Origin of the sequence: Paraglaciecola sp. 20A4 (assembly GCF_011378905.1) — a bacterium.
In the GTDB taxonomy this organism is placed as follows: domain Bacteria; phylum Pseudomonadota; class Gammaproteobacteria; order Enterobacterales; family Alteromonadaceae; genus Paraglaciecola.
The window spans coordinates 224,505-236,467 of sequence record NZ_WTPY01000003.1; the positions used below are offsets into that span (position 1 = coordinate 224,505).

General features: G+C 40.1%; 12 protein-coding genes. 4 read left to right on the top strand and 8 right to left on the bottom strand.

All coding sequences use genetic code 11. The features are described 5' to 3' along the window. Window positions 1-171: 171 nt before the first annotated feature. Window positions 172-1,491 (bottom strand): glucose-1-phosphate adenylyltransferase, encoded by a 1,320-nt coding sequence (gene glgC, locus GQS54_RS05365; RefSeq protein WP_166422984.1) that lies wholly within the window; start codon window positions 1,489-1,491, stop codon window positions 172-174. A gap of 551 nt (window positions 1,492-2,042) precedes the next feature. Here glgC and GQS54_RS05370 point away from each other — a divergent pair. Then, the gene (locus GQS54_RS05370) at window positions 2,043-4,250 is read left to right on the top strand and encodes a response regulator (protein WP_166422985.1); all 2,208 of its coding nucleotides are present in this window, start codon (window positions 2,043-2,045) and stop codon (window positions 4,248-4,250) included. 18 nt (window positions 4,251-4,268) lie between these two features. On the opposite strand, the gene GQS54_RS05375 is transcribed toward GQS54_RS05370, so the two are convergent. The 6 genes from GQS54_RS05375 to GQS54_RS05400 all read right to left on the bottom strand — a co-directional run bounded on the left by GQS54_RS05375 (window position 4,269) and on the right by GQS54_RS05400 (window position 8,616). Then, window positions 4,269-5,159, bottom strand: coding sequence for a phospholipase A (locus GQS54_RS05375; RefSeq protein WP_166423086.1), 891 nt, complete (start codon window positions 5,157-5,159; stop codon window positions 4,269-4,271). A 289-nt stretch (window positions 5,160-5,448) separates the two neighbouring features. Continuing rightward, window positions 5,449-6,549, bottom strand: coding sequence for an OmpA family protein (locus GQS54_RS05380; RefSeq protein ID WP_166422986.1), 1,101 nt, complete (start codon window positions 6,547-6,549; stop codon window positions 5,449-5,451). Between the two features lie 108 nt (window positions 6,550-6,657). Then, window positions 6,658-6,870: a lipopolysaccharide assembly protein LapA domain-containing protein gene (locus tag GQS54_RS05385; protein ID WP_166422987.1), complete on the bottom strand. Its 213-nt coding sequence runs from the start codon at window positions 6,868-6,870 to the stop codon at window positions 6,658-6,660. A 134-nt stretch (window positions 6,871-7,004) separates the two neighbouring features. Continuing rightward, window positions 7,005-7,532, bottom strand: coding sequence for a sigma-70 family RNA polymerase sigma factor (locus GQS54_RS05390; RefSeq protein ID WP_166422988.1), 528 nt, complete (start codon window positions 7,530-7,532; stop codon window positions 7,005-7,007). A 23-nt stretch (window positions 7,533-7,555) separates the two neighbouring features. Continuing rightward, on the bottom strand, window positions 7,556-8,386 hold the full coding sequence (locus tag GQS54_RS05395; RefSeq protein ID WP_166422989.1) for a mechanosensitive ion channel domain-containing protein: 831 nt from the start codon (window positions 8,384-8,386) through the stop codon (window positions 7,556-7,558). Further along, entirely contained in the window at window positions 8,383-8,616 is a 234-nt protein-coding gene (locus tag GQS54_RS05400; RefSeq protein WP_166422990.1) for a hypothetical protein, read from the bottom strand. The genes GQS54_RS05395 and GQS54_RS05400 overlap by 4 nt, the downstream gene beginning before the upstream one ends. A gap of 298 nt (window positions 8,617-8,914) precedes the next feature. On the opposite strand from GQS54_RS05400, the gene GQS54_RS05405 reads away from it, so the two are divergent. From GQS54_RS05405 to bfr (GQS54_RS05415), 3 genes are all read left to right on the top strand, one after another. Then, window positions 8,915-9,988 carry a DUF21 domain-containing protein gene (locus GQS54_RS05405; RefSeq protein WP_166422991.1) on the top strand — a complete coding sequence of 358 codons (1,074 nt, stop codon included), beginning with the start codon at window positions 8,915-8,917 and terminating at the stop codon, window positions 9,986-9,988. A 304-nt stretch (window positions 9,989-10,292) separates the two neighbouring features. Further along, window positions 10,293-10,772, top strand: a complete 480-nt coding sequence (bfr, locus tag GQS54_RS05410) for a bacterioferritin (RefSeq protein ID WP_166422992.1) — start codon at window positions 10,293-10,295, stop codon at window positions 10,770-10,772. Next, window positions 10,772-11,239: a bacterioferritin gene (gene bfr / locus GQS54_RS05415; RefSeq protein WP_166422993.1), complete on the top strand. Its 468-nt coding sequence runs from the start codon at window positions 10,772-10,774 to the stop codon at window positions 11,237-11,239. Before bfr (GQS54_RS05410) ends, bfr (GQS54_RS05415) begins: the two co-directional genes overlap by 1 nt. 90 nt (window positions 11,240-11,329) lie before the next feature. Here the strand turns inward: bfr (GQS54_RS05415) and GQS54_RS05420 are convergent, their stop codons facing one another. Further along, complete coding sequence (locus GQS54_RS05420; protein WP_346766552.1) at window positions 11,330-11,791, bottom strand: hypothetical protein; 462 nt, start codon at window positions 11,789-11,791, stop codon at window positions 11,330-11,332. Window positions 11,792-11,963 lie beyond the last annotated feature (172 nt).

Here is an 11,963-nt window from a genome sequence, read left to right on the forward strand (position 1 = left end):
GTTGTGCGTAAAATATTTCGGTTTATACCTACAGATAGAAATGCACCAGTCTAGCGTAGAGCTAACAAGTTTATTTTTGTATTCGAATGGATGGACTTAACAGGCGGGTAAAGCGAAGAATTCGCAGTCCCCTCCTACCTTTGTTGCTTAACGAAAACGCTATATTTCTAGTTAAGAATGAAGCTGCTTAGGCAATTGATACATATTATTGGTTTGCTCCCAAGGGGCATGTTCACGCAGATTTTGTAACATTGACTTAGTCACCAACACGATACCATTAGGGCTGATACGGAATCCCCTAGCACGGTCTTGGTCGTGATCAATGCCTATTTTCATCCCACTTGGAATAGTACAGCCCTGTGCAATAATGGCCCTATTGATATCGACATTTCGGCCTATTTCTACGTTGGGTAAAATAACGGATTCTTTTATCGAACTGTATGAATGCACACGCACATCAAAAAACAACAGTGAACGGTCGATAGTTGCACCCGAAATAATGCACCCCCCAGACACCATAGAATCAGTGGCACTTCCTCTGCGGTTCTCATTGTTAAAGACAAATTTAGCGGGTGGCGATTGTTTTTGGTATGTCCATATAGGCCAAGAATCATCATAAATATCGAGCTTAGGCGTCACTTCGATGAGATCGATATTGGCTTGCCAAAATGCATCCAACGTACCCACGTCTTTCCAATAAGGACGCGTTTGTGTAACCGTATCTCTAAAACGGAAGGTATGCACTTCGCAGTTCGCAATACATTGAGGCACGATGTCATGACCAAAATCATGCTTCGAGTCCAATATTTGCGCATCTTTTTGCAACTCGTTAATCAGAAAGTCAGTATTGAATACATATATTCCCATTGACGCTAGCGCCATAGAAGGGTCATCTGGTAATGCACTAGGATCGGCGGGTTTTTCTCGGAAATTCATCACACGACCAGTTTCGTCTACTTCCATGACCCCAAACGCATTTGCGGCTTCACTGATGGGAACTTCTATTCCGCCGATGGTTAAATCAGCCCCACTTTGCACATGCTGAGCCAGCATATCGGCATAATCCATTTTATAAATATGGTCCCCCGCTAGAACGAGCACGTATTTTGGCGCTTGCTCTTCTATAAAAGCAATATTTTGAAATAGCGCATCTGCAGTGCCTTGATACCAACTTGTTGAGCATTGTTGCGTGGCGGGCAATAACTCAACAAATTCACCCATGTCCCGGTTCAAATGACTCCAACCTTGCGATAAATGACGCAATAAGGAGTGCGCTTTATACTGAGTGACAATACCGATTTGTTTGATCCCTGAATTGACACAATTTGATAATGAGAAATCAATAACTCGAAATTTTCCACCGAAATGCAAGGCTGGCTTAGATTGACTCTCCGTTAATTCACATAATCGTGTGCCCTTACCCCCAGCGAGCACTAGCGCCAATGTATCTTTTGTCAGCTGACTAACGTACCTAGATGTTGCCGAAACCATATACCGACCTCCTGTATCGTTGATAAAACCCATCATTGATAAGTTAAGGATTAAATTTTTAAACTATTTAGTAGGTGCTTAAACACTAAGATATCATTCAGGTTAATCGAAAAATTGACCTCTATCATCAAATTGGCTATTTGATCAAAGACCTGACTACTACGCGTATAAAAATGAGTATATCCAGATAAATTTATTTACCCAATAGCTGATTCAAGGGTTACCTTTTACACAAAATGAAATCTGGCGTTATGTCATTGCTTTTGTGCAATAAATTACGCCTAAAGTTGAAGAGATAAAATGTAAAAAAAGATTACAATTAGAGATTATTACTGAGTTGTATGGTTGCTAGTAAATCTACTTCAATTCCCTATTTGACTTAGGTTTTATCCAACGCACGTTGAATAGCTGGTACCCACCACCTACTGATGCATACAATCTACTAATGCATACAATTAAGGGAAATTATCGCTGCTTAATTTCTACGCTATATCGAGCAGTTATCAAAAGGAACAAGGCTATAAATGAATACTCGACGATAGGAGCATAAAGTGAATATTCAAAGGATCGTTAAACGTAAAATTAGGCGCTGTTACCTAATCTATTTAGCTATTACCCTTGCACTAATAACGCTCCTTTGGTTGTATTTGTATTCATGTGCACAGGAGCAGTCGGATGCACAGCGCCTGTATAATATATCCAGTGAGCAAACCTCTTTGGTGCATAATATTGCGGTTAGTTTATTGCATTATAACACCCTCGATAACTCGTCAGAAAAGTATACGCTGAAAAGAAAAACCACCGTTTTAATAAAATTACTTGAAGAAAATCATGCTTACCTCGCTCATGCAATTATACCTAAAACGATCTTTGCTGAGCAAAAGTCCTCATTATACGATCTCTTTATCGGAGATGACGTTAACGTTGATACGCTTACCACTACATTCTTTCATTACGCCCAAGATGTTCTGTCGATAAGTCCGACTACAGAAAATGACAATCAGGGTATCCTACCCGATGCATACTACGGGTTAACTAAACGGTTATCTTTAGCTGAACGGCAACTTGAGCAGAATTTACAGCAAGTTAACCGCAACATGTTCGATGTAAGCATCATTGCCAGTATCGTCAGTTTATTTCTGCTTATTATCACCGTAATTGTTATCATTAATCCTATTGAAAAATTACTATTTAGATTTATTGATAAATTTGTCAATAACACGAAACACACTCTGCATGTAGAAAGGCTCGCGAGTATGGCAAGTAAGTCTAAATCGCAGTTTTTATCCAATATGAGTCATGAGCTTCGCTCCCCTATAAGCGGTATGTTTGGTATGGTTGAACTGGCTCAACAAGAGCGCGATCCAACCAAGCAGCACAGTTATTTGCAAAAAGCACAAACAGCAGGTCATCAGTTGTTATCTTTGGTGGATGGAATTCTCGATATCTCTCGTATCGAAGCAAAAGTATTGACCTTTGAATACATTGATTTTGAGTTAATCAAAGTGCTAGATAATGTTATCGCTCCGGTCACTTCGAGTGCTGGAAAAAAAGGCTTAGAATTTCATTTCGATTCTCCCAATACGTTACCTGACTTTGTTATGGGTGACCCCATGCGGTTGTCTCAGGCATTGCGTAACATCCTCAATAATGCGGTTAAATTCACCGAAAATGGACGTATATCAGTTAGTGTCGAATTAGCTGTAGTCGATAAAAAGTACCTATTACATATATTTGTTAGTGACACGGGTATCGGTATTGAGGAAGACCATCATCATTGGGTATTTGACAAGTTTACCCAAATTACAATCGGCGAGAATAGCTCTGTGAGTGGGGCGGGTTTAGGGTTAACAATTGCTAAGGAGTTCGCTGAAGGTATGGGAGGAAGCCTAACGCTTAATAGTGTCATTGGTAAGGGCAGTACGTTTAAATTATCTGTTCCGCTTGGTAAAAGTAATAAGCACGCAGAACAAATAAACAAATCAAATACCCCTAATAAAACAATCAAATTTGCCGTCATTGACGATTTGGAAACAAGCAGATTATATATTTCCAGTATTCTACGTACCGAAAATTTCGAAGTAGATGTATTTGGATCAGCTAGCAAATTTCTATTGCAGAAAGACGCGATTCTCGACTATGCAGGCCTGATCATCGATATTCATATGCCTGGCTTTAACGGTTACGAATTGGCCGAAACTGTACAAGCTATGTTTGATAAAAGCACCCCTCCCTTTATCTTTGTTTCAGCGTCTCCCGAGTCAATCAATCAGGAAAAGATCAAGTTTGTCGACATCTGGCAAGCGTTTGCGAAACCACTAGATAAAAATCTCTTTATCGATTCAATCCGTATATTAGCTAGCAAAAATATTTTAAAAACCCAAGCGTTTAAGCCTGCGAAAGTGTTGTTGGTAGAAGATGAACCAATAAATGCAGAGATCGTTAAAACCATGTTAGAAAGCAGTGGGCATGAGGTCGAAGTTGCAGGAACAGGTTTGTTAGCGATTGAATTAGCGACTACCCAAAAATTCGATTTAATCTTAATGGATATTAACTTACCAGATATAAGTGGGATTGAAACTACACGTATTATCAGAGCGAAAGGCGTTGAGGCCGAAATTGTTGCGCTCACTGGTAACGCTTACGAAGAAGACAAGCTAAGAACGAAAGAGGCAGGCATGTCTTATCACCTAGTTAAGCCTGTTATGTATCATGAGTTAAATAACGTGATAAAGCTGGCGCTACGCGCGCCAGAATAATTAACGCTATATTCAACATTATAACCAGTTAGTTAATTTAACACCTATACCTAAACGCTCTGTGTGGTGATTATAATATATTAAGCTTTCTCCGTAGCCATTGAAGTACTCAATATAGCCCCGCAAATGATTGGTAATTGGAAACGTCCAACCCAACTGAATAGCCCCGCGATTTTCACTTCTAAAGTTGTTTCTAAATATTAGCTCAAGAGTTTGGTGGTCCGAAATATTCCATAACCCCCCGATTTCACCATACCCCATATAGCGCTCAATAAATGGGTTATCATCGCCGCTTGAATCATCTGGCGTTATTTTCTGATCTTCTGGGATCCGCCACCACGCACGCAAGCCCCAGGTGACATTGGCATTTTGCGCAAACGCTACACCGCCTATGATTCGATTCCAACTGCGAGATAAATCTCCAGTTTGGCCATTAGACTGGTGATTTAATGAAACATACGTTTGTTCGATTGGCAGACCAAGAAGTGACCATGTGCGACTATAATTAAAGATAATTTCCGGTTCGTAATTGGTTTCTCTAAAGGGAGCAGATATCTCACCGTTATAGGCCTGCCAATAACTGACCGCAGTAAAGGCAACCTGAACATCTAGCCCTTCCCACATCAGGTTTTCGACCGCCAAATACTTTAGCGATATTTGAAATTTTGCTTCTGTATCTTGATACTTTTCGGCCTTTGGATCCCCGACATAAGGACGCTTACTGATATTGGCAAACGTAATCGGTAGAAGGTAATTGGGCTTGTGGGGTAATAATGCAAAAGGATTCAATGATGCACGTTGTTCGAGGCGGTCCCTTTTACGCACTCTGTTATCAGCGCTACTTGAACAAATTTCACGTAACTCGCCTAAAGTAGTGCTGTCGGCAGACAGCTCAATTTGTTTTAGCATGCACTGCTCAATTGTTTTTTGACCTGTTGCCAACTGTTGGGCGGCGGTGTCTACTGCTATGCATGCGAGCGCGCATGAAAATGTATAATTTATGATTGGTTGCACATGAAATACCTGAGTAAAGTTATCTTCCTAAAATCATTCTTTTGCAGGTATCACCTGCTAGTCCCAGTGTTCAGCATAATTTAGCGTGAATATTATGCCATAAAAAAAGCACTCATATGAGTGCCTTGGTTCAGAACATTCTATTCGCCTTCACTGATAAATGCAGTAAAGGCGAACAAAGTGACTATTTTGTGACCGCTATTTTTACCGTTGCCGTAACATACGCTTCGATACGACGGTTTTTCTGATTGGCTTGAGGTGTATTAGCGTTATCTAATAACTTCGTTTCTCCATAACCAACCGCTTCTAGACGTGAGCCTTCAATGGTGTATTTTTCCATCAAATATTCACGTACTGCATTTGCACGTTCAACAGACAACTTCATGTTGTATTCGTCGGTGCCAGGTGCAGACGCATAACCTTCAATAACCGCATCTGTACTGCCATAACGACGCATAAATTCAACAAAACTTTCAACACTGGCCACGTCAATGTTCTTAACCTTACTCGAGTTATTATCGAACAGGATTTTCAAAGACATAGTTAACGACTCTTCAGTAAAAATACTGCAGCCCTTAGCATCAACTTTATCGTTCAACGGTGTATTGGCACACTGGTCCATTGTGTCAGCTACACCATCGTTATCACTATCGATGGTGCTAAGCGCACAGCCATTAGAATTTACCGCTACCCCATAAGGCGTGTTCGGGCAAAGATCGCGTTGGTCGATAACACCATCTTTATCTGCATCTTTGCTCATGTTTTGAGAACCTGAATGACCAAAGCTATAAGCGACACCTAATTTTGCACTGTATTCAGGGTTGCCTTGACCGAAGTCATAATAACCAGCAAGCTCAGTGACTACTTTCCATTTATCATTTAACTTCCAGTGAGCTCCTAAGCCTAAATCAGCCATGCGATAACTTTCATCCAAACGTTGGTTTTTCAAACCACCAAAGATGTAATAGTTACTTTGATCAATAAAATAAAGGGCATCTACACCAATACGTTCGCCGCTAATATTACCGCTGCCACGTTCGGCATCTAGATCAAGTTTAGCGAATTCAAAACGAAAACCCCAATCAGGATTAAGCTTCATACCAATTTCTGCGCCCCAACCCATACCGCTGTCGTAAGCAGTATTAGGTTCGAATTTCTCTGGATATGCAGAGTAATACTCACCAAACAGGGCACCCCAGATTTCTTTGTCTGATGATTCTTGAGCATTGGCAAACGAACCTATGAAAGCAAGCGATACAGCGAGAGCGAGTGTGTGTTTCTTCATTTTATTCTCCATTAAATATTTATAATTTTTATAATATTGGCGCTTAACGCGAGAGCATGTAAGCGGGTAATTTCATCAATAGACGAGACGACATCAAAATTAGTCACATTACTTTTGTTTATTTTTCCCGGGCAGTAAGTTTCTAAATGGAACCAAGGCGCCAATGACTATCCCTATCAATAATGTGCTTAGAATAAGGAGTAAGCGAGGCATTGAAAAATCCCAAAATAGAAAGCTTACATAATCTAATTGCATATTTTGCAGGACGAAAATTACAAACAAAACAGCTAATGTCAGATAAGCATATTGTCTTTTAGTCATTGGTTACTCCTTCGATAAACGCGCACATTTATGCACTCACATAACGTTATTAATGAATAGACGTTAGGTGTTTTGATAAAGTCACATTATTAAGAGTATTTAGGTGATTAATTCTGTTGAGATGATTTGACAGGCTAAAGAGATACTTCTGATTTTACTTTATCTAGGGCTCGGTAGTAGCGCATTTTACTGGCACTTAGGGCTAAACCTAATTGCGCACTAATTTCTTCAAAAGAACATTCCAACACGGCTTTCATTACCACTATTTCCCTGTCTACAGCATCGAGACTCGCCAACATCTGCTCGGTTGCACCAAGATCTAGCTCTTCTTCTGTTTCGGGTTCTTCCTGATTTAATAGATGACTAATGTCGTCGACTCGCTTCTTTTCACGTAATACGTCCATGGCCGTATTACGTGCAATGGTAACAACCCACGGGAAGAATTTATCGTGATCTTTGAGTTGCTCTAATTTATGCCACGCAGTCATAAACGTATCTTGCAAAACATCATCCACTAAAGAGGAGTTGTAGGATACTTTCGCTGCAATATACGCAGCAATTTTTGCTTGATAGCGGCCATATAATTTCGCAAACGCCAACGATGCATCGCCGCGGCGCTGCAAAGTACGTTTAACTAATTGAATATCCGTTAAGTGCTGCAAATCAGTCAGACCTTACATTATTGCTAATGTATGGTCAGGCCGTCTAAGAATGATTTATTATCGATGACTTTTAATGTTTCATCACCGGCACGTATAATCGTTACCACAGCAGTGATTTCTACAATTTCCCCTTTTATACCGTCTTTAGTGGTAACGGTATCCCCTACTTTCACGGTATCTGATACGTATAAAGAATAAATAATATTTTGCGAAGCTTCGCGGCTACCCAGACCCAAGGATATGGCCGTGCCTACCCCGAGCGTTGCCAGTGCGATCGCTATGATAGTATCGAGCAACACCGTATCGATATCTAGCTGATTGATGGTCAAAGACAGCGTTAGAATCGCAACCAAGCCATAGGCGGCCTTCGATAGCGGGCGAGCGAAATCAAAATCTGCCGCTTTGGCTGCATTAAAAATAGCATTTTTAATCAAATTAGCCGCAGCAAGACCGAATAGTAAAATAAGTGTCGCAGCAATAATTTTCGGAATGAAACGTAGAAACTGATCCATTGTTTCACCGAGCTGTGATAGCCCCAGAGAGTCAGCAGCGGTCACAATAAATATAAGAAAGGTTATCCAGAAAATAAGCATAGCTAGGGTACTTGAAACCGAAACTTGGCTACCGAATTTAGAAAGTTGCTGATCAATTCCCGTTGCTTGAGATAGCTTATCGAGCCCTATTTTCTTGAGTATGGCAAATACTGCAAAACGTAATACTCGCGATATAAAATAACCTACCAGCAAGATGATGAGTGCGGCAAAGAGTGAGGGTATAAATGCGGCAATTTCGGCTAATAAGGTAGCAAGCGAACCCGACACCGCTTCAAACCAAATACTGATGTTTTCTTTCATTGGGGTTTAACCTTTTTCTTTAAGAGTTTTTTACTGTGGCTCATCATCAAAGGAGCAAATAGAGTCAACAGCATAGAAAAAACACCGTGCACACCCAGACGAACGATTTCTTTAGATTTATCTTGTTTAGATACTTTTGCAGCAAGTGCCTCTGGTTCTGGGAGAACCTGATTCGACAGTACTTCCTCAGCGAGTTTTCGCTCAAATTCCTGATAATTCTCTTTATTCATGTATTTTCTCCTATTGGAAATAGCATGCTGATAAGTGTTCCCATCAAAATGGATGCTCTGCTTTGACAATGACTTAAATACTGGACGGCCAACGTGTCAAAAAAGTCACATTATTAACGGTAATATTTTTTAAATCGTTACTCATTAATAAAATAACGTGAATAAGAATGAATAATGTGTGACTTTCTATTCCTTAATCACGTCTTAACTTTGCAATGTAGGAATGCATGCAAGATAGATTCTTTTTTCGAATATATAATAAAATTAAAAGCTTAGCTTCTTACTTACGAGAAATAACATGACGGTAGATATATTAATTTGGTTCGGGATCGCGTTTTGTGTGACGCAGTCAGCAATTTTTTCTGGTTTAAACTTAGCCTTCTTTAGCCTTAGTCGCCTGCAATTAGACGTGGAAGCAAAACAAGGCAATGCAAATGCGGCCGTGATCTTATCGATGCGCGAAGACTCTAATTTTTTACTTTCAACCATTTTATGGGGCAATGTATCAATTAACGTACTGCTAACGTTGTTGTCTGACTCAGTACTGGCTGGCATGTATTCGTTTATGTTTTCAACAATCGTCATCACATTCTTGGGTGAAATTTTCCCACAAGCATACTTTTCACGTAACGCATTGCAAGTGGCGTCCAAACTGACCCCTATTATCCGTTTCTACCAACTACTACTATTTATCGTTGCGAAACCAACCGCATTAATTTTAGATGGTTGGCTAGGCCGTGAAGGTATTACTTATTTTCGAGAGAAAGAACTAACCGCCATTATTAACGCCCATATTGAAGCTGATGAGACTGATGTGGAGCATGTACAAGGTGTTGGAGCCCTTAATTTTTTGCAGATAGATAACATCACTGTTAACGAAGAAGGTGAAGTGATTGACCCTAAAAGCATGTTAATGATGCCCTGCAAACTCGATTTGCCCTTATTACCGGAACAAGGCAGTGAAGGTTTTACTGACTTCGTTGACGCGGTGAATGCGTCAGGACATAAATGGGTACTGTTACTCGACGAACAAAAAAATCCGTTGCTTATGTTAGATGCCGATGGATTTATCCGTGCAACGTTAGTCGACAATGCTCCTTGCGACCCTTATGCCTTCTGTCATCGCCCCCTTATCATTGAAGATGAAAATTGTACTTTGGGCGATGCCATGCAAAGGTTGAAGATCACGCAAGACATTGATGCGAGTTCTGATGAAGTGTTGCACGCGGATGTCATAGTGGTTTGGTCTTCCCATTCGCCTCGTTTAATCACAGGCGCCGATATATTAGGCCGATTACTCAAAGGAATTGGACGCCCCTCGTCACCTATTGATGCGCTGGAACAAAAAGTTAAAGAGGCAACGGCTGATTAAGGCGCCGTTGCCTTCGGGCTAAACTGTTATTCAATTATCTGATTGCTAAACTCGATTGCCGCTGCCTTGCCAACAAAAAAGACATCCGTACTCATTTCCCCCCTGTTTAGCACTTCATATAGAAGTAGAGGTTTGATGGCATTAAGAACTAAGGCGCGATCGTCAACTATTCTCATTTCTATTCTCTATCTATATGAATTAAAAGCTTTTTTTGATTTAATGCTGTTTGTAATCTATACTCGTCGCATTCGTTGGTAGATAAGCCAAATACGTGCTTATTAGCGTTTTTTTTATAGGTGAAATTATGTTGCGCAGTAAAAAAGTCATATCTGCTTTAAATGAGGTGTTAACAGGCGAACTGACCTCGATTAACCAGTATTTTCTGCATGCTAGAATGTATAAAAATTGGGGCTTAAATGCCTTGGACAAGAAGTGTTATAAGAAATCCATCAAGGATATGAAACAAGCCGACGCGGTCATTGAACGGATACTTTTTTTACAAGGGCTGCCGAACTTACAAATGCTCGGTAAATTGCTTATTGGCGAAGAAACCGAAGAAATGCTGCAATGCGATATGACATTTCAATTAGCCCAGATCCCCGTTTTAAAAAACGCCATTAGCTTGTGCGAGCAAGAACAGGATTATGTCTCCCGTGAATTGTTAGCCGATATTTTAGAATACGAAGAAGACCATTTAGATTGGTTGGAAACGCAGCAATATCAAATTTCGAATATGGGCTTACAGAACTATCTTCAAGCTCAAGTTATTGAAGGAGAAGCCTAATGAAAGGTAAAAGTAATGTTATATCGGGTTTAAACGCCCTACTCGCTTATGAACTGGCAGCCATGGATCAATATTTTGTACATTCTCAAATGTACCTTGATTGGGGCTTGCACAAACTTTACGAGCGCATCAATCATGAATTTGACGACGAGAAAGGTCATGCCACAAAACTGATAGAGCGTATATTGTTTCTTGAAGGGACGCCAAACATGGTTGACCGTGATGGGCTAGTTATCGGTAAAGACGTACCTTCTATGCTTGAAAGCGATTTGCGAGTTGAGTATGTAGTGGGTGACAAACTAAAAGAAGTGATTGCTGTTGCTGAATCAGAGCAAGACTACGTTACGCGTGACATATTGATGGTGTTATTAGACGATACCGAAATGGATCACGCCCATTGGTTAGAGCAACAACTTGGCTTAATCAAGCGCATTGGACTGTCTAACTATTTGCAGTCACAAATGTAGATCTCATTTAATCATTGCCTAAAAACGCCTAGCCAGGTTTCCCGTCTAGGCGTTTTTTATGGGAATATTTGTAAAGTCTGGTGATGGTAATTAAAAATGTGTTTCAAAGTTAAAAAACAAACGCTTTTCGTCTTGTGTAGCTGGATTAACAAAAAGTAAAACAAGCTGCCAACGCATATCTCGTTCACTGCATGCCCCTAAGAAAAAAAGATTTTTAGAGGTTGTCATGCCATCTTTAGTTGAAGACGCCGTATTAATCAAAGCAGTTTGGCCCATATACATATTGATGCCTTGAATATAACTTTGCTGCAATGTGTACTGACTGGGATAAACCAGTTCGATATGTATTTCCTCCTCGATTTGGGCTTTTTGTAAAAGACGTCCGCTAAAATCAAGCCCTTGCAGTGAAACCACGCAAGTTTGCGTTTTAAACAATTGACACTGAGTTCCTTTTTGTTGTTGAACATTTTTTACGGAATAAACGTAAGTAAAACATATTAACAATAAAATTAAGGCGAATGGCCAAAAGCGAGTAATAATTGAACGATTCACTAGCAACTGCTTTAGTAACTTGATTTGAATCAATATTGCAATATAGAAACTAAGCTTACAAGTGCGTTTGTGCCTATCTTTTCAGGCATATTTTGATTATTATACGTGGGTTAATAACATGCTAATTTTGCGTATGGGTATAGATAACTTCGGTTAATGTGCGCATACACAA